We start from the raw sequence: 22,418 nt of genomic DNA, 5'->3' as shown, positions 1-22,418 counted from the left end.
TCAGGCGCTGCCACCACGGCGCGCGTCCAGCAGGCGCCGCACCGTCAGCATCGCCGGCAGGCCGCCGCGAATCATGATGTCCAGGGGAGGTTCGCCGCCGAAGATTCGATTGCGGTTCGGCAATCGCACCCATTCGTCGGCCAGCGTCTCGCCGTGCAGGATGTTGAGTGCCTTGAAGATGCCGATCAGGCAGGAAATCCGCGTCAGCCGGTCGGCGTCCAGCGTCTTGCTGTCCGGGGCTTTCTTGAGCTGGTAATACGGGCCGTTGCTCATCGCCAGCAGCTGGCGCGCGTCCTCGTCGCGCAGCTTCCAGCGCTCGCCGATGTTGAAGAAGGCGCGCGCAGCCGGGCCACTGAGCCGTTCGCGCTCCGGTTTGCGCGACAGGTCGATCAGCGGCGCGGGTTCGTAGCGGCTTTGCGGAAAGACCGGTGCAGCCGACATGTTGACTCCTGATCAGGAGTCGATATTACCGCAAATGAGTGGACGATGCTCGGCGCTCCACCTCGGTGCGAAGCGTGCACCATCGGCGCGCATCGCAATGAGGCCCGCCCTGCAAGTCGTTGATGTCGCTGAGCCGAATCCTGGCACGAGACGTGCGTTATCTTTGATGACCGACTCCCGGCCAATGGCGGCCGAGGGTCGACCCAATTTTCGCCATCCGCAGCACGGGTGGCATGGACAACGGCGTCCATGACCGGTTTCCCCGGCTCATGGGCGCTTTTTTTTGGGCCGCGACAGCCCCATCAATGATTCAGACCGGAACGAGCAATGCGCCCGACCAGCGTCCAGAAACAGACCCGCTTCACCCAGCCCGCCCGCAGCCTGTGGGCCGCCGGCCTCGCAAGCCTGCTGCTGCTCGGCGCCTGCGGCAACAAGGATGAAGCCGCTTCGCCGTCTCCGCAGGCTCAGCAGACCGCCGCCGATATCGCCAAGATCGAAAAGCCGGACCTCAAGTTCGGTTTCATCAAGCTGACCGACATGGCGCCGCTGGCCATCGCCTATGAAAAGCAGTATTTCGAGGATGAAGGCCTGTATGTGCAGTTGGAGGCTCAGGCCAACTGGAAGGTTCTGCTCGACGGCGTGATCGGTGGCCAGCTCGATGGCGCGCACATGCTCGCTGGCCAGCCGCTGGCCTCGACCATCGGCTTCGGCACCCAGGCCAACATCATCACGCCGTTCTCGATGGATCTGAACGGCAACGGCATCACTGTCTCCAACGCAGTGTGGGCGGCGATGAAGAAGAACGTGCCGATGAAGGACGGCAAGCCGGTGCACCCGATCAGCGCTGCCGCGCTCAAGCCGGTGGTCGACGACTACCGCTCGCAGGGGCGCCCGTTCAAGATGGGCATGGTGTTCCCGGTATCCACCCACAACTACGAGCTGCGCTACTGGCTCGCGGCCGGCGGACTGAACCCGGGCTATTACGCACCGGACAAGGGCGACACCGCCGGCCAGATCAAGGCGGACGTGCTGCTGTCGGTAACGCCGCCACCGCAGATGCCGGCCACGCTGGAGGCCGGCACGATCTACGGCTACTGCGTCGGCGAGCCCTGGAACCAGCAGGCCGTGATCAAGGGCATCGGCGTGCCGGTGATCACCGACTACGAAATCTGGAAGAACAATCCGGAAAAGGTGTTCGGTATCCGCGAAGACTTCGCCGAGAAATACCCGAACACCACCAAGGCCATCGTCAAGGCGCTGATTCGCGCCGCCTACTGGCTGGATCAGAACAACAACGCCAATCGCGAGGAGGCCGTGAAGATCATCTCGCGTCCGGCCTACGTCGGCGCCGATCAGGAAGTCATCGCCAACAGCATGACCGGCACCTTCGAATACGAGAAAGGCGACAAGCGCGAGATTCCGGACTTCAACGTGTTCTTCCGCTACAACGCGACCTATCCGTACTACTCGGATGCGATCTGGTACCTCTCGCAGATGCGGCGCTGGGGCCAGATTTCCGAAGCCAGGTCGGACCAATGGTTCATCGACACTGCGAAGAAGGTCTATCGCCCCGACCTCTACGCAGCGGCGGCGCAAGACCTGATCGACGAAGGCCAGCTGCAGGCGTCCGATTTCCCGGACTTCAAGACCGAGACCGGCTTCAAACCGGCCACCGCCGAATTCATCGACGGTGTCGAATACGACGGCCGCGAACCGAACGCCTATCTGCAACGTTTCGATATCGGTCTCAAGGGCGATGAGTCGCCCTGAATTCACTGATTTTTCGGCGCCCGCAGGTACGGATACACGTTTTATGTTTGAACGCCTTACGACACATATTCCGATACGGGTTCGCTCGACGAATCCACCAGTAACGAGGTACGGCGCATGAATACTCAAGCCCTCGCGGGCCGCTCACCGATGGCCTTGCGCCAGATCAGCCAACGGCTGCTCAAACAGCTAGGGCAGCGCCTGCAGGCGCTGCCCTCCGACGTGGCAAAGTCGTTGCCCAAACTGATCGCGCCGCTGCTTGGCCTCTGTTTTTTCCTGCTGATCTGGCAGGTTCTGGCCGCACGCGTTGAAACCTCGCTAGGCAATTTCCCGGGGCCGACCGAAGTCTATGAACAGGCCAGCAACCTGTGGGCCGAGCACAAGGCGGAAATGGTGCGTGCCGATGCCTTCTACGCACGCCAGGAAGCCCGCAACGAGGCCTTGCTGGCGCGTAATCCGAACGCCGAGGTACGCATCCGTGATTACACTGGAAAACCCACCTTCATCGACCAGATCGGCACCAGTCTGATCACCGTGGCCACCGGCTTCCTGATCGGCTCGGCGATCGCGATTCCTTTGGGCATCGTGATCGGCCTGTCGCCAACGATGTACGCGGCGATGAATCCCGTCATCCAGTTGCTGCGGCCGGTGTCGCCACTGGCCTGGCTGCCGCTGGTGACGATCGTGGTGGCCGCGACCTACCAGAGCGCCGACCCGCTGTTCGCCAAGTCCTTCCTGGTTTCGGCGATCTGCGTACTGCTGTGTTCGCTGTGGCCGACGCTGGTCAACACCGCCGTCGGCGCCTCCAGTGTCAGCAGCGATCTGGTCAACGTGTCGCGCGTGCTGCGTCTGAGCAAGCTCACGCACATCGTCAAGATCGTGCTGCCGTCGTCGGTGCCGATGATCTTCGCCGGCCTGCGCCTGTCGCTGGGCGTGGCCTGGATGGTGCTGATCGCCTCCGAAATGCTGGCGCAGAACCCGGGCCTCGGAAAGTTCGTGTGGGACGAGTTCCAGAACGGCAGCTCCCAGTCTCTGGGCCGGATCATGGTCGCCGTCGTGGTGATCGGCCTGATCGGCTTTCTGCTTGATCGCGGGATGCTCGCGCTGCAACGCGCGGTGTCCTGGGACAAGACCGCCATCCTGCGCTGAGGCCGAGCCATGAACAGCAAAATCGGACACCTCGAGCTTTCCCACATCGGCATGGATTTCCCGACGCCGAATGGCCCGTTCTGCGCACTCGAGAACGTCGACCTGCATGTCGCCAAGGGCGAGTTCATCAGCCTGATCGGCCATTCCGGCTGCGGCAAATCCACGGTGCTCAACATCGTGGCCGGTCTGTACAAGGCCACGCGCGGCGGCGTGATCGTGGACGGTCACGAGGTTGACAGTCCCGGCCCGGAACGGGCTGTTGTTTTCCAGAACCACTCGCTGCTGCCCTGGCTCACGGTCTACCAGAACGTGGAGCTGGCGGTGAAGCGCGTGTTCCGCGGCAAGAAGAACAAGGCGCAGATTCGGGAATGGGTCGAGCAGAACCTGGAGATGGTCCAGCTCACGCATGCGCGTGACAAACGGCCCAATGAAATCTCCGGCGGCATGAAGCAGCGTGTCGGCATCGCCCGCGCGCTGGCGATGCAGCCGCAGATCCTGCTGATGGATGAGCCGTTCGGCGCGCTCGACGCCTTGACCCGGGCCTCCCTGCAGGACTCGTTGATGCAGATTCAGGCGCAACTCGGCAACACCGTGCTGATGGTCACGCACGATGTGGACGAAGCCGTGCTGCTGTCCGACCGCGTGGTGATGATGAGCGTGGGACCGCGCGCCGGTATCGCCAAGGTGATGCCGGTGGAACTGGAGCGACCGCGCCATCGACTGGAGCTGGCCGAAAGCCCGGCCTATCACCACGCGCGCGCCGAGATCCTGCACTTCCTGCATGACGGACATGACGTTGCCAGCGCACCCGCGCAGGCGCCGGGCGAGACGCAGCGGGACGAGCCTGCCGATGACGAGCCGGCGGTCGTCGACGTCAGCGCCACCGTGGCCAAGGACGCAGCACCGCCGGCTGCGGCCAGCGCCGCGCGCGTCGAGGAACCCCGTAGCCGCATCTTCAGGATGCGCCCCAAGAAAATCGCCAACGGTTGAGGCGGTCGGCGCTTCGGCTACCCGGAGCGCCGCGAATCGGACCGATGGAGGTCAAGTCAATGAGTCTCAAGATTGTGATGGTCGGCCACGGAATGGTCGGACAGAAATTTCTCGAATCGCTGGAACAGCTGAAGCTCAAGGCCAGCGTAACGGTGCTGTGCGAGGAAGCGCGGCCGGCCTACGACCGTGTGCAGCTGTCCTCATTCTTCAGCGGCACCACGGCCGAAGCGCTGTGTCTGGTGCCGGAACAGTTCTTCGAGCGCACCGGCTACGTGCTGCAGCTCAGCGCCCGCGCGGTCGCGATCGACCGCCAGGCCAAGACCGTCACCAGTTCCAAGGGTGATGTGCTCCCGTACGACGTACTGGTGCTGGCGACCGGAAGCTATCCCTTCGTGCCGCCGGTTCCAGGCCGCGAACGCGAACACTGCTACGTCTATCGCACCCTCGACGACCTGGAATCGATCAAGACCGGCGGCTCGCAATCGAGCATCGGCACCGTGGTCGGCGGCGGACTGCTCGGCCTGGAAGCGGCCAAGGCGCTCAAGGATCTGGGACTGCAGACGCATGTGGTCGAATTCGCGCCGCGCCTGATGGCGGTGCAGGTGGACGACAGCGGCGGCGCGATGCTGCGCGGCAAGATCGAAGCCCTGGGTGTAGGCGTGCACACGCAGAAGAACACCAGCGAAATCGTGGATGGCGAGCATGCGCGGCATCGCATGAACTTTGCGGACGGCTCGCATCTGGAAACCGACCTTATCGTGTTTTCGGCCGGCATCCGCCCACGTGACGAACTGGCGCGCGAATGCGGGCTCGAAGTCGGTGCGCGTGGCGGCATCGTCGTCGACGGCGCCTGCCGCACCTCGGACTCCTCGATCTTCGCGATCGGAGAATGCGCGAGCTGGAGCAACCGCGTGTTCGGTCTGGTCGCGCCCGGCTACCAGATGGCGGATATCGCCGCACGCTGGATCGCCTACGAATCGCCGGACACCGGAATCGAACTCGATGCCCAGGCGGCCGCCGCGCGTGACGACGGCGCCCTGGCGCGACCGGTGGAATTCGCCGGCGCCGATATGAGCACCAAGCTCAAGCTGTTGGGGGTGGACGTGGCCTCGATCGGCGACGCGCACGGCGCCACGCCGGGTGCGCTCAACTACGTGTTCACCGACGAAGCCGCCGGCAGCTACAAGAAACTGGTGGTGTCGGCGGACAGGAAGCGGCTGCTCGGCGCGGTGCTGGTCGGCGATGCCGAGGACTACGGCAACCTGCTGCAACTCGCGCTCAACGGCATCGATCTGCCGGAGCATCCCGAGGATCTGATCCTGCCGGCGCGCAGTGGCGGCAAGCCCGGCCTGGGCGTGGACATGCTGCCGGACGGTGCGCTGATCTGCTCCTGCAACGCGGTCTCCAAGGGCGCGCTGTGTGCAGCCGTCGAAGCCGGTTCCACCACCCTCGCCGCGCTCAAGAAGGGCACCAAGGCGGCAAGCTCCTGCGGTGGTTGCGCACCGCTGCTCAAGCAGGTGCTGGATTCGGAACTCAAGCGGCGCGGCGTCACTGTCAACAATCATCTCTGCGAGCACTTCGCCTACTCGCGCCAGGAGCTGTTCCACCTGATCAAGCTGGGCGAACTCAAGACTTTCAACGACGTGCTGGTCAAGCACGGCCAGGGGCGCGGTTGCGACATCTGCAAACCGGCTGTCGCCAGCATCTTGGCGTCTACCTGGAACGAGCACATCCTCAAGCCCAAGCTCGCCAGCCTGCAGGACACCAACGACTACTATCTGGCGAACATGCAGAAGGACGGCACCTACTCGGTGGTGCCGCGCGTGCCGGGCGGCGAAATCACGCCGGACAAGCTCATCGTGCTGGGCCGCGTGGCGCAGCGTTTCGGCCTGTACACCAAGATCACCGGCGGCCAGCGCATCGACCTGTTCGGCGCGCGCGTGGAGCAACTGCCCCTGATCTGGAAGGACCTGGTCGAGGCCGGCTTCGAATCCGGACACGCCTATGGCAAGGCCATGCGCACCGTCAAATCCTGTGTCGGCAGCACCTGGTGCCGCTACGGCGTGCAGGACTCGGTGAGCATGGCGATCAAAATCGAGGAGCGCTATCGCGGCATCCGCAGTCCGCACAAGATCAAGCTCGCGGTGTCCGGCTGCACGCGCGAATGCGCGGAGGCGCAGAGCAAGGACGTGGGCGTGATTGCCACCGAGAAGGGTTGGAACCTGTTCGTCGGCGGCAACGGCGGCATGAAGCCGCGCCACGCCGAACTGCTGGCCACCGACATCGACGATGCCACGCTGCTCAAGTACATTGATCGCTACCTGATGTTCTACATCCGCACGGCCGATCGCCTGCAGCGCACCTCGGTGTGGATGGAAAACATCGAAGGCGGGCTGGACTACGTCAGGCAGGTGGTCTGCGAGGACAGCCTCGGCATCGCCGCCGAACTCGAAGCCGACATGCAGCATCTCGTCACCACCTACGCCTGCGAGTGGAAGCAGGCGATCAACGACCCGGCCACGCTCAAGCGCTTTCGCCACTACGTCAATTCGCAGGAGCCGGACAACACGATCGAACTCGTCGACGAGCGCGGCCAGGTCCGCCCGGCGCGTCCAGACGAGCGTGCGTCGGCGGTGGAGACGGAGACCACCTCATGACGCCGAGCGCGAACTGGACCTACGTCTGCGAGGTCGAACGCATCGTCCCCAACACCGGTGTCTGCGCCAAGGTCGGCGAGCGCCAGGTCGCGGTGTTTCGCACGGTCCTGCCGGATGGCAGCGGCGAGTCGGTACATGCCATCGACAACATCGATCCGCGCTCCGGCGCCTCGGTCATCTCGCGCGGACTGGTCGGCGATATCGGCGGCCGGCTGGTGGTCGCCTCGCCGATCTACAAACAGCACTACGTGCTCGAAAGCGGCGTGTGCATCGAAGATGAAGCCCTGTCCGTGCGCAGCTATCCGGTGCGCGTGGCCGACGGCATGGTGCTGGTGAAAGGTTCATGAACACACGGCAGCGGCTGGTGTTGATCGGCAACGGCATGGCCGGCGTGCGCCTGCTGGAGGAGTTGCTCAAGCGCGCGCCTCAGACCTTTGACATCACCGTGATCGGCGCCGAACCGCGTGGCTCCTACAACCGCATCCTGTTGTCGCCGGTACTGGCCGGCGAAAAGACCGTGGATGACATCATCACGCACCCACCCGAGTGGTATGTCAGCCAGGGCGTGCACCTGCTGTCCGGCGAACGCGTCACCCACATCGACCGCGCAGCGCGCCGGCTCAAGACCGCCGCCGGTCTCGACATCGAATACGACCGTCTGGTGCTCGCCACCGGCTCGCTGCCGTTCGTGCCGCCGATCGAAGGTCGCGATCGCCCCGGCGTGATCTGTTTTCGCGACGTCGACGACGTGCAGGCAATGCTCGAAGCGGCACGCGTGCATCGCCGCGCCGTCGTCATCGGTGGCGGTGTGCTGGGTTTGGAGGCGGCCTGCGCGCTGCGCCTGCGCGGCATGGAGGTCACCGTCGTCCATCGCGCCGCATGGCTGATGGAACGCCAGCTTGACCCCCAGGCCGCGCTGCTGTTGCAGCGTAGTCTTGAGGATCGTGGCATCGACTTCCGCCTGAACGCGGATACCGCCGCCATCGAGGGCACCGAGCGCGTCCGGGCGCTGCGCTTCGCGGACGGCGACCGCCTCGAGACCGATCTGGTGGTGATGTCGGTCGGGATCACGCCGAACGCCGCGCTGGCCCGTGAGGCCGGGCTGAATTGCGAACGCGGCGTAGTCGTCGATGACACGCTGCTCACCAGCGATCCGACGATCCACGCGCTCGGGGAATGCGTGCAACACCGCGGCATCTGCTACGGCCTGGTCGCGCCCTTGTACGAACAGGCCGTGGTCTTGGCGCAGCAACTGCTCGGTACGGACCTCGGTGTGCGCTATGACGGCTCACTGCTTGCCACCAAGCTCAAGGTCACTGGCATCGACGTATTCTCGGCCGGGCGGCATGACGGCGGCGAGCTCTGCGAGGACATCATCTATCGCGACACGCGCCACGGAATCTATCGCCGGCTGGTGGTGGAGAACGGTCGTCTGGTCGGCGGCGTTCTGTACGGCAACACCGCGGATTCGGCGTGGTACCTCGACCTGATCCAGCAAAGCGCCCCCCTGGGCGCGCTGCGCGAACACCTGGTGTTCGGACGCGAACTGGCCGAAGCCGCCTGATTCCGCCGTGACCCGTGCGCGCGACTCCCGCCCCATCCGCCACCCTGCGATCCCCTGCATGAATCCGTCCACCGCCGTACGCACGACCTGTCCGTACTGCGGAGTCGGCTGCGGCGTGCTCGCCAGCGTCAACAGGAACGGCAGCACCGAGGTGAGCGGCGATCCCGCGCATCCCGCCAACTTCGGCCGGCTCTGCGTCAAGGGCGCAGCGCTCGGCGAGACCATGGACCTGCACGGCCGCCTGCTGCATCCGGCGCTGCGCCCCACGCGCGACTCCGCAGCGCTGCAGCGCATCGGCTGGGATGAGGCCGCATCGCGCATCGCCGGCCGCTTCTCGCAGATCATCGCCGAACACGGCCGCGAGGCCGTGGCCCTGTACGTCTCGGGACAGTTGCTGACCGAGGACTACTACGTCGCCAACAAGTTCGTGAAGGGCTATCTCGGCAGCGGCAACATCGACACCAATTCGCGGCTGTGCATGTCCTCGGCCGTGGCTGCGCACAAACGCGCCTTCGGCGCCGACCTGGTGCCGGTGTGCTACGAGGATCTGGAACAGGCGGACCTAATCGTGCTGGTGGGCTCGAATACCGCCTGGTGCCACCCGGTGATCTACCAACGCATCGCGGCGGCGCGTGCGGCACGTCCGTCGATGAAGCTGGTGGTGATCGACCCGCGCCGCACCGCCACCTGCGAACAAGCCGACCTGCACCTGCCGATCGCACCGGGCACCGATGTCTGGCTGTTCAACGGCCTGCTCGCCTATCTGCGCCGCGAGGGACGCTTCAATTTCGGTTTCCTGCGCGACCACACCCATGGTGAAATCGAAACCGTGGACGCGGCCGAACGCAGTGCCGGCAATCTCGACGAAGTGGCGCGCGTGTGCGGACTGGACCCGCAGGCCCTGCGCGACTTCTATCGGCTGTGGGCCGATCACGAACGCGTGGTCACGGCCTTCTCGCAGGGCGTCAACCAGTCTTCGGCCGGCGTCGACAAGGCCAATGCGATCATCAATTGCCACCTCGCCGCCGGTCGTATCGGCATGCCCGGCGCCGGCCCGTTCTCGATTACCGGCCAGCCCAATGCCATGGGTGGCCGCGAGGTCGGCGGCCTCTCCAACCAGCTCGCCGCGCACCTCGAACTCGAAGACCCGGATCATCGCGATCTGGTGCGTGGTTTCTGGGGCAGTCCCGAAATCGCCGACAAACCCGGCCACAAGGCGGTCGACCTGTTCGAAGCGATTTACGACGGTCGCGTCAAGGCCGTGTGGATCATCGCCACCAATCCGGTGGTCAGCCTGCCGGACGCCGACCGGGTCCGCGCGGCGCTGAAGCGTTGCGAGTTCGTGGTGGTCTCCGAGGTCAATCGCGATACCGACACCAGCGACCTCGCCGATGTCCTGTTGCCGGCTGCGGCCTGGGGCGAGAAGGACGGTACCGTCACCAACTCCGAACGTCGCGTCTCGCGTCAACGCGCCTTCCTGCCGATGCCCGGGGAAGCACGGCCCGACTGGTGGGCGATCAGTGAGGTCGCCAAATCCATGGGCCATGCCGAGTCCTTCAGCTATGTCTCGGCCCACGAAGTCTTCGTCGAACATGCCCGCCTGAGCGGCTGGGCGCAGGATCGCGCGCCGCGGATGTTCGATCTGTCCGGCCTGGCCGAACTCGACGCCGTCAGCTACGACCGACTCGAACCCGTGCAATGGCCGTTGCGCGCGGGCCAGACGCAGGGCACGCAACGGCTGTTCGAAGATCATCGCTATGACACCTCCGACGGCCGCGCACACCTGATCCCGCTGGTGCCGAGGCTGCCGCAGCATCGCACCGACAGCGAATATCCGTTCGTGCTCAATACCGGGCGAGTCCGCGATCAATGGCACACCATGTCACGCACCGGCAAAGCGCCGCGTCTGGCAACGCACATGCAGGAACCCTACGTCGAAATCCATCCGGATGACGCCATATCACACGGTCTGCATGAGGGCGAGCTGGCACGCGTCTCCACACGCTGGGGCCGCTGTACCGCGCGCACCCGCGTCACCGATTCGATCCCGCCACAACAGCTGTTCATTCCGATCCACTGGAACGGCCAGACCGCCGCCGAGGCGCGCGTCGGCGCCGTGGTCAATCCCGTGGTCGATCCGCTGTCGGGCGAGCCCGAGTTCAAGCACACTCCGGCGCGCATCGAAGCGCGACCGACGCGCTGGCATGCCTTCCTGCTGATCCGTGCCGCTGCGGCTGCGGATTCGTTGCGTGACCGCTTCAACGCCGAGGCGCTGTGGTGGACCCGCATTCAAGGAACCGATTTCGTCCGCTTTGAACTTGCAGGCAACGCCGATCCGGACGACTGGACAAGCTGGGCGCAAAGCCTGTTCGCGCTGACGCCACAAGCCGACTGGATCGAAGCCAGCGACCCGGCACGCGGACTGTATCGAGGCGCGTGGATTGAGGAAGACAGCCTCGCCGCCTGCGTGTTCGCCACGCGGCAGCACGACACGCTGCCATCGCGGGAATGGCTGAGCAGCCTGTTCGGCCAGGGTCAGCTGCAGTTCTCGCAGCGCCTGTCATTGCTGGCCGGACGTGCGCCGGGCCCGCAGATCGACCACGGGCCGACCGTCTGCGCCTGCTACAACGTCGGCCGCAACACCATCCTCGGCGCCATCGGCAAGGACGGGCTGAAGACACCGGAAGCCCTCGGCGCCAAGCTCAAATGCGGCACCAACTGCGGATCGTGCATCCCCGAACTGCGGACGCTGATCAGTCAGGCCTGAGCGGGTTCGTCGCCACCGGCGACCCTGCTTCTGCAAGGTTCAGTGTGCAGCCAACAGTCGCCGACTCGACTGATTGTGACGGCGCACCAGATTGCGCAGGTCCAAACCAGGAATCTCACCGTTCTCGACCACCACGCGCCCGTTGATGATCGACAACCACGCCGCTGCCGGCGAACAGGTCATCAGGGCCGCGACGGGATCGGACTGCGCACCGGCATGCTGGATGCCGTCCACACGAAACGCCACCATATCTGCGGCCTTGCCGACCTCCAGGCTGCCGATGTCGTCACGCCCCAGTATCGAGGCGCCGCCGCGCGTCGCCAGCTTTAGCGCCTCGCGCGCCGACATGCGATCGGCGCGTGACTCGAATCCGGGCCAGCCGACGCGTTGCAGCAACATCGGGCTCTATGTCGTTTCGGGTGGAAGACAAGGCCCAGTTTCTCGAGCTGCTGTTGAGCGTCAAGGTCGGCCGCAGGCCGCCCGAAGGGCTTGGCCTTGACGCTCGGCGGCAGCGTGAAATGCTCGGAAAAGGCTTGCCGGGCAAGCAGTTAGGCCGACAAGCCTTGACCACGGAGCATTCGTCCTCACCATGATCGACGCAACACACTGAGAAGGGTGTCCAGCACATCAACGGTAACTGCACGCGATGAGGGCACGATTGTTCCACCTGAAACGTCATGGACCCATCAAAACGCTACTCAACGCGGGGTAACGTCGGCCCCAAAAGATAGGTTTGGAGGGCATCAAAGCCTCTCCAATGGCGCTTGCTGCCGCCGAGGCAGCTACAAATGGAGGCTAGGCTCCATCGACTGATGCAACACGTCGATGATTTCGATGTGTGCATCACCTATACGGTAGTAAATGTGGTGCTTTTCGGCTGGCACGCTGTAGTAGCCTGGCTTGATTTCGTTGCGTTCTCGTCCTCTCTCGGGATTGGCTGCTGCGGCGCGCATTTCTTTTCGAAGCATGCCCAGGTATTTCCTTCTTTGCCGTTCTCCGAACTTCTTGAGCGTGTAGTCGCTGATTTGAATCAGACTTTTTTCTGCTTGAGGTGAGAGAAGGTACTTGGCCATTAACCGATCAGTCGAGCCATCACACTTTCGCCGTCTAACCCTTGGCCCTGATCAAGTTCAGATTCTCCGGCTGCCAGAGTCTTTCGCAGGAGATCAAGCTTAGCTTCTTCCTGTTCTAGAAGGCGCATGCCTGCTCGCACCGCCTCACTTGCCGAGGCAAACCGACCGGCCTTGACACGTTCATCTACGAAATCGGTGAAGTGGCTGCCTAGGGAAATACTGGTGTTGCGTCCCATGATTTGCCTCGCATGTGTGCCATCTCTGGATGGAAGTGTACCAAAGTATGGTAACGCCGCCAGTTTTTCGCGCACGCCTTCTAGGCCTCAGTGTGCAGCCAACAGTCGCCGACTCGACTGATTGTGACGGCGCACCAGATTGCGCAGGTCCAAACCAGGAATCTCGCCGTTCTCGACCACCACGCGCCCGTTGATGATCGACAACCACGCCGCTGCCGGCGAACAGGTCATCAGGGCCGCGACGGGATCGGACTGCGCACCGGCATGCTGGATGCCGTCCACACGAAACGCCACCATATCTGCGGCCTTGCCGACCTCCAGGCTGCCGATGTCGTCACGCCCCAGTATCGAGGCGCCGCCGCGCGTCGCCAGCTTTAGCGCCTCGCGCGCCGACATGCGATCGGCGCGTGACTCGAATCCGGGCCAGCCGACGCGTTGCAGCAACATCGCCTGACGCGCCTCGCCGAGCATGTGATTGCCGTCGTTGCTGGCGGAGCCGTCCACGCCCAGGCCGACACGCACGCCGCGCTCGATCATCTCGCGCACCGGCGCGATGCCGGAGGCGAGGATCATGTTGCTGCTGGGACAGTGGCAGACGCCGCTGCAACTGTGTGCGAGCTTGTCGATCCCGGTGCTGTCGGGATGCACCACATGCGCGAACCAGACATCGTCGCCGAGCCAGCCCAGGGATTCGGCGTAGTCGATCGGGCGCAGGCCGAAGCGGTCGAGGCAGTAGCGGGTTTCGTCGGCGGTTTCGGCCAGATGGGTATGCAGGCGCACCTGCGCATGGCTGCGGGCCATCGCGGCGGACTCGCGCATCAGCGCGGCGCTGACCGAGAACGGAGAACATGGCGCCAGACCGATGCGCAGCATCGAACCCGGCGCCGGATCGTGAAACTGTTCGATCACGCGCAGGCTGTCGGCCAGGATGTGATCCTCGGCTTCCACCAGTGCGTCCGGTGGCAGACCGCCCTGGCTTTCGCCGACGCTCATCGAGCCGCGTGTGGGATGGAAGCGCACGCCGAGTTCACGCGCAGCCACGATTTCGTCGTCGAGCCGTGCACCATTTTGGAACATGTAGAGATGGTCGGCCACGGTAGTGGCACCGGACAGCAGCAGCTCGGCGAGCCCGAGCTTGGCGCTGAGGTAGACCGCATCCGGGTCCATGCGCCCCCAGATCGGGTAGAGCGTCTTGAGCCAGTCGAACAAGGCCAGACCGCCGCCGGTGCCGATGGTGCGCGTCAAGGTCTGGTAGAGGTGATGATGGCCATTGACCAATCCCGGCGTGAGCACGCAGCCACGCAGATCGTGGCGGCGATCCGGCATGCGCGCAGCAGGGTCCTGCGCCATCCAGGCCTCGACCTCGGCGCAGCTGCCGATTGCGGCGATCCAGCCGCCATCGACGAACACCGCGCCATCGGCGATCTCGCGGCGGGTGTCGTCCTGGGTCGCGATCACGTCGGCGCCTGTCAATAACTGCTTCATGGCCTGAGGCTCCTGCAGGTCGGTTCAGTCGTCGCGGGCGGCGCGCAAACGCTCGGCTTCGCTGCCCGCCTCGCGGTTCGGCTGACCGGCGCGCGATCCGGCGAGCTTCGCCGCCAAGTGCTCGCCCACGGTGATCGGCGGATAAGCGGCTTCGCCTGCGGCCAGACAGCTCGGGATCGTCTCGATCCGAGCATCGATATTGCCATCGTGAAAATAGGCCGCCGAACGGCGCCGAACGATACGCCCATCGACGACCGGCGGGATCACGCGATGCAGGGTGGAGCGCCAGCGGTCGTGCGTCCAGCGGGCGGTGAGATCACCCAGGTTGACCAGCAGAGCGCCTGGTGCCGGCTGTACGTCATGCCAGACCGAGTCTCCGCCCAATACCTGCAGGCCCGGCACGGGGTCGGCCCACAGCACGGTGACGATGCCGTAGTCGGTGTGCGCCCCCATGCCTACCGGGTCCGGTCCGTCGGCCGCGGTGCCGGGCGGCAGTGCGTAGTGATTCATGCGCAGTACGTCCACCGAATGGTCGCTGACCCGCTCGAACACCCCGGCATCCACGCCCAGCGCATCGGCGAAGATTCGCGTCAAGATGCGGGCGACGCGGCCGGCCTCGGCGAAATAGGTTTCGACCGCGCCGCGGAACTGCCGGTCGTCGAAACCCGCTACGGGCTGCGGCCACAGATTTTCAGCATACACCTGCGCCGGCAGTTCCAGCCCCGGAAAATCCGAAGCTGCCGTGCCGACATTGAAGGCCTCGAAATAATCCGCCGCCGCTGGCGTCCCGATACCCAGCGACAAGGACAGCGACTCGCTGTGCGGCGGCGCGTAACCCCGGTTGATTTCGGGAGCGGCGCGGTAACACCGCTTGTACTCGGATGGCTGAGAGAAGAAACCGTCCATCGCCGAGGCCAGCGCTGCGAGCACCGAATCGGGCACGCCGTGCCCCAGAATCTGCACGAAACCGACCTCGCGACAAGCCTGAGCGAGCGCCTCGGCGGTGTCGGCACGTGCCAGGGAATCCTCGCCGTCATTGGCGTAGGGAGCGATATCGATAAGGGGAACATGAAATTTCATGGCTGAAGAACTCGATTGTGCACAATCGTTGCATACGGTTGCATGCACTTTTCCAGCCAGCCGCGCCGGCCTTTTCGAAAGCCTGCCGCCACCGCCGACCGCCAACCATGCCGACACCCGCACAAGAACTGATCGCGAAACTGCCGAAAGCCGAGTTGCACGTCCACCTCGAAGGCACGCTGGAACCGGAGCTGAGCTTCGCGCTGGCGCAGCGCAACGGCGTGGCACTGGATTACGACACGCCCGAGGCGCTGGTCGCGGCCTACGACTTCCATGACCTGCCGTCGTTTCTGGCGATCTACTACAGCGCGATGCGCGTGCTGCTCACGGAGCAGGACTTCTACGAGCTGAGCTACGCCTACCTGAAGAAGGCGCGCGAGCAGAACGTGCTCTACTGCGAACCGTTCTTCGACCCGCAGGCGCATACCAGTCGCGGCGTGAGTTTCGAAACCGTGATCACCGGCATTCGTCTGGCCCAGAAGCAGGCGGCCGCCGAACTCGGTATCGAGTCCCAGCTGATCCTGTGTTTTCTGCGCGACATGAGCGCCGAATCGGCGATGGAAGCGCTGGAACAATCCTTGCCCTACAAGGACTGGATCGTCGGCGTGGGTCTGGATTCGGACGAAAAGGGCAACCCGCCCAGCAAGTTCGCCGAGGTGTTCAAACGCGCCCGCGCCGAGGGCTACCGCCTGACGATGCATTGCGACGTGAACCAGGAGAACACGCTGGGCCACATCCGCCAATGTCTGGACGAGATTGGCGTGGACCGCATCGACCACGGCATCAACTCGCTCGAAGACCCCGCGATCTGCGCGGACATCGTGCAACGCGGCTTGGGCCTGACGGTGTGTCCTGTGTCCAACCGCTTCGTGGTTCAGGACCTCACGGCCACGCACATCCGTCGCATGCTGGAACTGGGCATGCGCGCCACGATCAACTCCGACGACCCTGCGTACTTTCGCGCCTACGTCAACGAAAACCTGCTGGCATTGCACGAGGAGGGCGGCCTGAGCCTGGACGAGATCACACAGCTGGTACGCAATGCCTTCGTCGTGGCCTGGATCGACGATGCGCAACGCGCGCGCTATCTGGCAATGCTCGACCACCAGCTTGCCGCTGCCTGAGATCCGCTTCGGACAGACAGCGACCCCGACTACAGGAAACCCGATGTCCCGATTCAAGCTCCTGAATGCGGCGCTCGCCGCCGGCGCACTGGTGCTGGCTTGTGCTGCCGTCGCCGAACCCATACCGGTCAAGGTGGTGGTCGTCTCGATGTTCGAAAACGGCGAACCCACCGGCGACGATCCCGGCGAGTTCCAGCTCTGGGTGGAGCGGCGCAAGCTCGATCGTGAATTCCCGTTTCCGCTCGGCGAATACGCGCTGCGCATGAATGACGACGGCCTGCTGGCGATCTGCACCGGCGGCGGCATCACCAATGCCACGGCCTCGATCATGGCGCTGGGCCTGGACCCGCGCTTCGATCTGAGCCGCGCGTACTGGCTGGTCGCCGGCATCGCCGGCGGCGACCCCGAGGACGTCTCGCTGGGCACGGCCGCCTGGGCACGCGCCGTGGTCGACGGCGATCTGCTCTACGAAATCGACGGACGCGAAATTCCCGAGGACTGGCCCTACGGCCTGCTGCCGCTCGGTGCCAAGAAACCCAACGACAAGGCCGACGGCTGGACCGTGGACACGATCCACTTCCCGCTCAATGTCGAACTCGCCGAATGGGCCTACGCGCTGAGCAAGGATCATCCGGTGGCGGACAGCCGCGGCATCGCCGAATTCCGCAAGCAGTTCAAGGGCTACCCGAACGCGGTCAAACCACCGTTCGTGACCATGGGCGAGAGTCTATCGGCCAGCACCTACTGGCATGGCGAGAAGCTCAACCAATGGGCCAACGACTGGGTGCGCCTGCAGGCCGGCGCGGACCGCAATTTCATGATGGGCGAGATGGAGGACAGCGGCACCCTGACCGCGCTGCGCCGCCTGTCGCGCACGCAGCGGGTCGATCTGGACCGTGTGATGGTGCTGCGCACGGCCAGCAACTACTCGATGCCGCCCAAGGGCAAGACCGCCGCCTGGAGCACGACGGCGCCCTACCCGGAGAACGGACGCCCGGCGCTGGAAGCGGCCTATCAGGTCGGCGGCGTGGTCGTCGACGAACTGCTCTCCGACTGGCCGCGATACCGCGATGCCACACCCTCCTCGAACTGAACGGAAGACCCAGGCATGAAAGCCATCATCAGGACACTGCTCGGCGGGCTGCTGCTCGTCACCGGACTGGCCCAGGCCGCCGAGGCGCCGGCCACGCCGACGCACTACAAGCCCAGCGACACTATTCTGATCCTCGGCGCCGTGCCGCAGGAGATTCCGCCGTTCATCGAGGCGATGAAGGATGCCGAGAAGAAATCCTTGTGGGGCATTCCCTACTGGCAGGGCCATATCGACGGCAAGCCGGTGATCGTGGCGATCACCGGCATCGGCAAGACCTTTACCGGCATGACCAGCACCCTGTTCATCAGCGAGTTCAAGCCTCGGCTGGTACTGATGAGTGGCACCGGCGCACGCATCAACCAGCAGTTGCGCACCGGTGACGTGATCGTGGCCACCGCGCTCTACGAACATGACTATGGCTCGCTGACGCGCAAGGACATGGTGTACCGCCCGATGAACGGCCCCGACGACGGTGCCGAGATGGAGAACGCATTCTCGCCACCCGATGCGCTGCTGAAGATCGCCGACCAGGCCATCGCCAGCTATGAAGGCCCGGAGGTCACGGCGAATGGCTCGACCTATACGGTCAAGGCGCGGCGTGGCGTGGTCGCTTCATCCGATCTGTTCGGCGTGACGCAACAGCGCATCGACACGCTGCGCGAACAGTTCAAGGTGGACATCATGGAGATGGAATCCGCACCGCTCGGGCACGTTTGCGCGTATCTGGGCGTGCCGTTCCTGGTGGTGCGCGGCGGCAGCAATGTGGCACAGGAAGCGCCGAACGACGACTATCTGCGCCTGGGGCCGATCGCCGCGAAGCAGGCGGCCCTGTTCTCCTTGCACCTGCTCAACTCGCTGTAACTCAACAGACGAAAATTCGGGGATGTCGATGCGTAGATTGGTCCTGCTTGCGAACGCGATGGTGTTGGCAATCACTGCGCTGGGCGCACCGGCGCAAGCGGCGCAAGCCTGGTTCGAAAAGCTCAAGGCCGAAGCCACGCCGGAACAGCTGTACACCTTCCTGTATGCACTGCCCAAGGGCGGCGATCTGCACAACCATCTCTCCGGCGGAGTGCTGTCGGAATGGCTATGGGACGCCACTCTGGCACAGGCCGACAAGGGCTACACCTACTACACCAAGGTGCGTATAGAGAACTGCGAGAACTACGGCACCAACGAGTTCGGCATGGCGCCCTACCTGCTGCTGTTCCGCAATCTGCAGGCCTCCAACTACGACAAGCTCGATGCCTGCGAGAAGCGCGAGTACAAGCGCCTGCAGGATCTCAGCCCGCGCGAGAAGGCTGGCTGGCTTGACAGCATCCGCCTGGACCAGCCCTACGAGGGCCGCAACGAATTCTTCGGCGCGCACTGGCAGCGCCTCAACGACGTATCCAACAACCCGTACATCTGGGCCGACATGATGGTGCGTGACATGCAGGCCTTCGGCGCCGAAGGCCTGAGCTATCTCGAATTGCAGCATGGCGCTTTCGGCGCGCTCAAACCGGACGGCAGCGTGTTCCCGCCCGATGAGGTCGTGGACATCTACCGCGAGCGGCTGGCACGGAAGGATGCCAAGGCCACCGGCGTAACCCTGCGTCTGCAGATCACGCTACTGCGTTTCCTGCCGAACGCCGAGGAGATTCTCAAGACCCTGTACGCCTTCGTCGACCGCAACCGCGATCTGTTCGTGGGCATCAACATGGTCGGACGCGAGGACAATGACAAGGGCTATCCGCTGCGCTTCCTGCCGACCTTGCGCGAACTGCGCCGCCACTACCCGGACATCAAGCTGTCGATTCATGGCGGCGAGGTGGACGAACCCAACGAGCACGTCCGCGACACGCTGCTGCTGGGCGCCGAGCGCATCGGCCACGGCGTCAACCTGATCAGCGATCCGGACACGATGCTGCTGATGCGCCACGGTCCCTATCTGGTCGAGATCAACCTGATCAGCAACCTGTTGCTCGAATACGTCAGCGATTATTCCCAGCATCCGTTCCCGGAATACCTGCGCATCGGCATTCCGGTGGCGCTGTCCACCGATGATCGCGGCATGTGGGATTCGAACATGAGCGACGAGTACTACGTGGCCGTGAAGGAATTCAACCTGTCCTGGGAGGAGATCGTGCAGATGGGCCGCAACTCTCTGCAGTTCGCCTTCGTCGAGGAGCCCGTCAAGCAGAAACTGCTCAAGGACTATGACAAGCGCGTTGAGAGCTTCGCCGCCGCATTCAAACGCCGTGGCTGGGACTCGCTGAACGATGTCGAGCCGGTCAGCTACTCGTTTCTGTGCAAGCGCTACAAGCTGTGCCTTCCACGCCACCATTAATTCATACCGAGACGCTGAGGTGATTCGCCACCCGACTCTGCCGCTGCCCACCGCGATCACGACCTTGATCATGGTCATCTCGGCGGCGCGGGAGCTGCAATACCGTAGACCGGCGACAGCCACACGCCCCCCGACGGGGCCCACCGGTATTCGTTTCGCTGCTCAATCAGTGAGTCTCATGACGCATCGACCACGGCATCAACCGGTTCGTGGTACCCGAGACCGATCGCGGACCGGCAACCGTCAGCGCTTTGCCACCGCGGTTCAATGCGAAGATGGGGTCTCGACGGTGGCGCTTTCCGACGGCGAGCAGCACTGAGATGCGCATCCGACCGACGCGTATGCGCTGGCCGGACGCCAATCTCGTCCGGCTGACGCTCGGCAGCTTCCTCTGCTACTTCGTCCTGTCCGGCCTGATTTCTCAGATCGGCGCGATCAGTGGCCCAATGGCGCAACACTTCAGCAGACCGCTCACCGAAGTCGCGGCGCACTTTTCCTACCTCAGCAGTGGAGTGATGTTCGGCACCCTGTTGAGCCTGATCTATTTCGAATGGAGCGGGCTGCGCAAGGCCTTCATCAGCTGTTACTGCATCGCCGCTGCCGCGTTGCTGGCGATAGTGCTCAGCAGCAGCTGGCTGCTGCTGGCGGCGCTGTTGTTCATTGTAGGGACTGTCGGCGGGCTCGGCCTCAGCGGTGGCGCGGTCACGCTGGCGCTGAGCTATACGGGGCGCAGTCAGGCCGTGGCGATGCTGTGCACCGATCTCTGCTTCGCTCTCGCCGGCATCGTCAGCGCGCCGACAGCGGCCGCATTCATCGCTCACGGCCTGCCTTGGAATACCAGTTACATCGTCCTGGCCGTCATCTGCGCACTGATCGTGCTGTTGGCCTGGAGCAGCCGCTACCCGCCGTCGGTTCGCGAAATCAATGAACCCAGTCGGCGCGAACGCTGGCCGGCTGCCGTCTGGCTCTGCGCCGCCGCGCTGTTTTTCTACATGCTGGGCCAAGTGTCGATGCTGATCTGGCTACCCCAGCACCTGGAACAACATCTGCAATTCGCTTATGCGCAAAGCACTGGCGGTATCAGCCGCTACTGGACCGGCATGGTCATCGGACAGCTGACACTGGTGGCTTTGCTGCAAGGTTTCAAGCTCAAGACTCTGCTGCCGCTGATCGCGATCAGTTCGGTGTTCGGTTCATGCCTGGTGTGGACCTCAAGCACCGCCGCAAGCGTGCTGACCGTGACCCTGCTGCTCGGCATCGCCAACGCCGGCATGTTGAAACTGAGCCTGAGCTTTGCGGCCACCCTGGTCCGCCACCCACAGCGTGTCGTGACCTTCCTGCTGTTCTGCGGCGCGGCCGGCCAGGCCATCAGTCCGTATTTGAGCGCCCAACTGGTGCAACGTTTCGACACCTATTTCTGCCTGCGATTCGTCACGTTCTGCTATCTGGCAATGGCCACCTGCATCTGCCTGGCGGTACCGCAGAAGCGCAACCGTGAAGCGCCGAACGAGGCGGCGCCCCAATTTGACACTCCAGGAGCCCAGCCATGACCGCCACCGTTCCCGTCATCGATCTCCAGACCGCCAGCGCCGAGGACCTCGTCAACGCATTGATTGCAGCTTCCTGCGTCTTCGTGGTCGGGCACGGTATCCCCACCGCAGAACGTGAAGCCGTGGTCCGCACCGGTGATCAGTTCTTCGCCCTGCCACGCGACGAGAAGCAGAAAGTCATCTGGCCCGGTGACGGCCCCTGGTATGGCTGGCAACCGGTGAACGAATCCGGACCGAAAGCCGATCTGCACGAACGCTTCGAGGTCCGGCTGGCGGCTGGCCAATCGCAGCTCGATGATGCGGCTTGGGCCACCAGCTTCCCGCTTTGGCCACAGCACCCGCCTGGCTTCAGCCAAGCCTGGACCCGGCTTTACGCCTCCATGCATAGCCTGTCGAGCCGGCTCACCCGGATGATCGCGCAGGGGCTAAAGCTTCCCGAGTCCGACCTGCCGGCGTGGACGCTGCGACAACATTCGAACCTGGTGCTCAATCATTTCCACGCGCAGACCGGCGCCCCACCGAGCGGTCGCCTGCGTGCCCACGCGCACACCGATATCGGCGGCATCACCCTGCTGTGGGCCGATGACGCCCCCGGCGGGCTCGAAGCCGCAATCGGTCCCGAACAGGCCTGGGTACCGGTACGCCTACGAGATGACGCCTACCTCCTGCAGGCCGGTGACCTGGTGCACCTGTGGTCCGGAGGACGCATTCCGGCCAACCTGCACCGAGTAGTCAACCCTCCGCCGCAGGCGACCCCGCAGGCGCGCCGTTCACTGGTGTTCTTCCACCACCCGAACCCTGAGACCTGGGTCGCACCGACCGACGGCGCGGCGCAGTCCGGCATCAGCGCCGCCGAACACATCCTCGCTCGCCAGCGCACCGACTACGCGATGACCGAAAGCCGATAGCAGCGCCACGCCGGCTCGCACCCGGTCCGGTACACCAGCCCGGCCGAGTGTGGGGCCTCGCTCAGGGCGCTTAGATTGCTCCGGCCACACCGAGCACAAACATGCCGAGATTGATCGTCACCACATAGCGGCAAGCGTGAAGAAGTGGCACCCCCAGAAAAGCAGCGTTCCCGCAAAGACGTGAACGGCGCAAAGGAAGAAA

At 64.3% G+C, this 22,418-nt stretch carries 19 protein-coding genes; 13 read left to right on the top strand and 6 right to left on the bottom strand.

All coding sequences use genetic code 11. The annotated features are described in order from the left end of the window. Complete coding sequence (locus tag RM530_RS12300; RefSeq protein ID WP_311365532.1) at window positions 1–441, bottom strand: antitoxin Xre/MbcA/ParS toxin-binding domain-containing protein; 441 nt, start codon at window positions 439–441, stop codon at window positions 1–3. Between the two features lie 327 nt (window positions 442–768). Here RM530_RS12300 and RM530_RS12295 point away from each other — a divergent pair, with 327 nt between their 5' ends. From RM530_RS12295 to RM530_RS12265, 7 genes are all read left to right on the top strand, one after another. Further along, window positions 769–2,211: a CmpA/NrtA family ABC transporter substrate-binding protein gene (locus RM530_RS12295; protein WP_311365531.1), complete on the top strand. Its 1,443-nt coding sequence runs from the start codon at window positions 769–771 to the stop codon at window positions 2,209–2,211. Window positions 2,212–2,361: 150 nt separating this feature from the next. Further along, window positions 2,362–3,360 carry an ABC transporter permease gene (locus tag RM530_RS12290; protein ID WP_432276097.1) on the top strand — a complete coding sequence of 333 codons (999 nt, stop codon included), beginning with the start codon at window positions 2,362–2,364 and terminating at the stop codon, window positions 3,358–3,360. Between the two features lie 9 nt (window positions 3,361–3,369). Further along, window positions 3,370–4,350: an ABC transporter ATP-binding protein gene (locus RM530_RS12285; RefSeq protein WP_311365529.1), complete on the top strand. Its 981-nt coding sequence runs from the start codon at window positions 3,370–3,372 to the stop codon at window positions 4,348–4,350. 59 nt (window positions 4,351–4,409) lie between these two features. Beyond that, window positions 4,410–7,007 carry a nitrite reductase large subunit NirB gene (nirB, locus tag RM530_RS12280; protein WP_311365528.1) on the top strand — a complete coding sequence of 866 codons (2,598 nt, stop codon included), beginning with the start codon at window positions 4,410–4,412 and terminating at the stop codon, window positions 7,005–7,007. After that, window positions 7,004–7,354, top strand: a complete 351-nt coding sequence (nirD, locus tag RM530_RS12275; RefSeq protein WP_311365527.1) for a nitrite reductase small subunit NirD — start codon at window positions 7,004–7,006, stop codon at window positions 7,352–7,354. The genes nirB and nirD overlap by 4 nt, the downstream gene beginning before the upstream one ends. Further along, a complete protein-coding gene (locus tag RM530_RS12270; RefSeq protein ID WP_311365526.1) occupies window positions 7,351–8,571 on the top strand; it encodes an NAD(P)/FAD-dependent oxidoreductase in 1,221 nt (406 codons plus the stop codon). Before nirD ends, RM530_RS12270 begins: the two co-directional genes overlap by 4 nt. A 58-nt stretch (window positions 8,572–8,629) precedes the next feature. Continuing rightward, window positions 8,630–11,338 carry a molybdopterin-dependent oxidoreductase gene (locus RM530_RS12265; protein ID WP_311365525.1) on the top strand — a complete coding sequence of 903 codons (2,709 nt, stop codon included), beginning with the start codon at window positions 8,630–8,632 and terminating at the stop codon, window positions 11,336–11,338. Window positions 11,339–11,377: 39 nt separating this feature from the next. Here the strand turns inward: RM530_RS12265 and RM530_RS12260 are convergent, their stop codons facing one another. From RM530_RS12260 to RM530_RS12240, 5 genes are all read right to left on the bottom strand, one after another. Then, the gene (locus tag RM530_RS12260) at window positions 11,378–11,737 is read right to left on the bottom strand and encodes an amidohydrolase family protein (RefSeq protein WP_311365524.1); all 360 of its coding nucleotides are present in this window, start codon (window positions 11,735–11,737) and stop codon (window positions 11,378–11,380) included. A gap of 383 nt (window positions 11,738–12,120) precedes the next feature. Beyond that, window positions 12,121–12,411, bottom strand: coding sequence for a type II toxin-antitoxin system RelE/ParE family toxin (locus RM530_RS12255; protein WP_311365523.1), 291 nt, complete (start codon window positions 12,409–12,411; stop codon window positions 12,121–12,123). Then, window positions 12,411–12,722, bottom strand: a complete 312-nt coding sequence (locus RM530_RS12250; protein ID WP_311365522.1) for a type II toxin-antitoxin system ParD family antitoxin — start codon at window positions 12,720–12,722, stop codon at window positions 12,411–12,413. Before RM530_RS12250 ends, RM530_RS12255 begins: the two co-directional genes overlap by 1 nt. Window positions 12,723–12,734: 12 nt before the next feature. Beyond that, window positions 12,735–14,132, bottom strand: coding sequence for an 8-oxoguanine deaminase (locus RM530_RS12245; protein ID WP_311365521.1), 1,398 nt, complete (start codon window positions 14,130–14,132; stop codon window positions 12,735–12,737). A 24-nt stretch (window positions 14,133–14,156) separates the two neighbouring features. After that, window positions 14,157–15,212, bottom strand: coding sequence for an isopenicillin N synthase family dioxygenase (locus tag RM530_RS12240; RefSeq protein ID WP_311365520.1), 1,056 nt, complete (start codon window positions 15,210–15,212; stop codon window positions 14,157–14,159). A 107-nt stretch (window positions 15,213–15,319) separates the two neighbouring features. On the opposite strand from RM530_RS12240, the gene RM530_RS12235 reads away from it, so the two are divergent. The 6 genes from RM530_RS12235 to RM530_RS12210 all read left to right on the top strand — a co-directional run bounded on the left by RM530_RS12235 (window position 15,320) and on the right by RM530_RS12210 (window position 22,216). Then, window positions 15,320–16,336: an adenosine deaminase gene (locus RM530_RS12235; RefSeq protein ID WP_311365519.1), complete on the top strand. Its 1,017-nt coding sequence runs from the start codon at window positions 15,320–15,322 to the stop codon at window positions 16,334–16,336. Window positions 16,337–16,379: 43 nt separating this feature from the next. Further along, a complete protein-coding gene (locus RM530_RS12230) occupies window positions 16,380–17,429 on the top strand; it encodes a purine nucleoside permease (protein ID WP_311365518.1) in 1,050 nt (349 codons plus the stop codon). A 15-nt stretch (window positions 17,430–17,444) separates the two neighbouring features. Further along, the gene (gene mtnN, locus RM530_RS12225) at window positions 17,445–18,290 is read left to right on the top strand and encodes a 5'-methylthioadenosine/S-adenosylhomocysteine nucleosidase (protein ID WP_311365517.1); all 846 of its coding nucleotides are present in this window, start codon (window positions 17,445–17,447) and stop codon (window positions 18,288–18,290) included. 28 nt (window positions 18,291–18,318) lie between these two features. Then, complete coding sequence (locus tag RM530_RS12220) at window positions 18,319–19,758, top strand: adenosine deaminase family protein (protein WP_311365516.1); 1,440 nt, start codon at window positions 18,319–18,321, stop codon at window positions 19,756–19,758. A gap of 320 nt (window positions 19,759–20,078) precedes the next feature. Next, complete coding sequence (tsgA, locus tag RM530_RS12215; RefSeq protein ID WP_311365515.1) at window positions 20,079–21,308, top strand: MFS transporter TsgA; 1,230 nt, start codon at window positions 20,079–20,081, stop codon at window positions 21,306–21,308. Next, a complete protein-coding gene (locus RM530_RS12210; protein WP_311365514.1) occupies window positions 21,305–22,216 on the top strand; it encodes a 2OG-Fe(II) oxygenase family protein in 912 nt (303 codons plus the stop codon). Before tsgA ends, RM530_RS12210 begins: the two co-directional genes overlap by 4 nt. The last annotated feature ends 202 nt before the right edge of the window (window positions 22,217–22,418 follow it).

This window comes from Banduia mediterranea (assembly GCF_031846245.1).
Taxonomy (GTDB): Bacteria; Pseudomonadota; Gammaproteobacteria; order Nevskiales; family Nevskiaceae; genus Banduia; species Banduia mediterranea.
The sequence above is the reverse complement of the archived record's forward strand: the minus strand, read 5'-3'. Positions and strand labels throughout refer to the sequence as shown.

Coding starts and splice junctions, on each gene's coding strand:
- RM530_RS12260 (WP_311365524.1), bottom strand. CDS start 11,737: ATGTTGCTGCAACGCGTCGGCTGGCCCGGATTCGAGTCACGCGCCGAT.
- nirD (WP_311365527.1), top strand. CDS start 7,004: ATGACGCCGAGCGCGAACTGGACCTACGTCTGCGAGGTCGAACGCATC.
- RM530_RS12300 (WP_311365532.1), bottom strand. CDS start 441: ATGTCGGCTGCACCGGTCTTTCCGCAAAGCCGCTACGAACCCGCGCCG.
- mtnN (WP_311365517.1), top strand. CDS start 17,445: ATGAAAGCCATCATCAGGACACTGCTCGGCGGGCTGCTGCTCGTCACC.
- nirB (WP_311365528.1), top strand. CDS start 4,410: ATGAGTCTCAAGATTGTGATGGTCGGCCACGGAATGGTCGGACAGAAA.
- RM530_RS12290 (WP_432276097.1), top strand. CDS start 2,362: ATGGCCTTGCGCCAGATCAGCCAACGGCTGCTCAAACAGCTAGGGCAG.
- RM530_RS12265 (WP_311365525.1), top strand. CDS start 8,630: ATGAATCCGTCCACCGCCGTACGCACGACCTGTCCGTACTGCGGAGTC.
- RM530_RS12270 (WP_311365526.1), top strand. CDS start 7,351: ATGAACACACGGCAGCGGCTGGTGTTGATCGGCAACGGCATGGCCGGC.
- RM530_RS12220 (WP_311365516.1), top strand. CDS start 18,319: ATGCGTAGATTGGTCCTGCTTGCGAACGCGATGGTGTTGGCAATCACT.
- tsgA (WP_311365515.1), top strand. CDS start 20,079: ATGCGCATCCGACCGACGCGTATGCGCTGGCCGGACGCCAATCTCGTC.
- RM530_RS12245 (WP_311365521.1), bottom strand. CDS start 14,132: ATGAAGCAGTTATTGACAGGCGCCGACGTGATCGCGACCCAGGACGAC.
- RM530_RS12235 (WP_311365519.1), top strand. CDS start 15,320: ATGCCGACACCCGCACAAGAACTGATCGCGAAACTGCCGAAAGCCGAG.
- RM530_RS12210 (WP_311365514.1), top strand. CDS start 21,305: ATGACCGCCACCGTTCCCGTCATCGATCTCCAGACCGCCAGCGCCGAG.
- RM530_RS12240 (WP_311365520.1), bottom strand. CDS start 15,212: ATGAAATTTCATGTTCCCCTTATCGATATCGCTCCCTACGCCAATGAC.
- RM530_RS12285 (WP_311365529.1), top strand. CDS start 3,370: ATGAACAGCAAAATCGGACACCTCGAGCTTTCCCACATCGGCATGGAT.
- RM530_RS12255 (WP_311365523.1), bottom strand. CDS start 12,411: ATGGCCAAGTACCTTCTCTCACCTCAAGCAGAAAAAAGTCTGATTCAA.
- RM530_RS12230 (WP_311365518.1), top strand. CDS start 16,380: ATGTCCCGATTCAAGCTCCTGAATGCGGCGCTCGCCGCCGGCGCACTG.
- RM530_RS12295 (WP_311365531.1), top strand. CDS start 769: ATGCGCCCGACCAGCGTCCAGAAACAGACCCGCTTCACCCAGCCCGCC.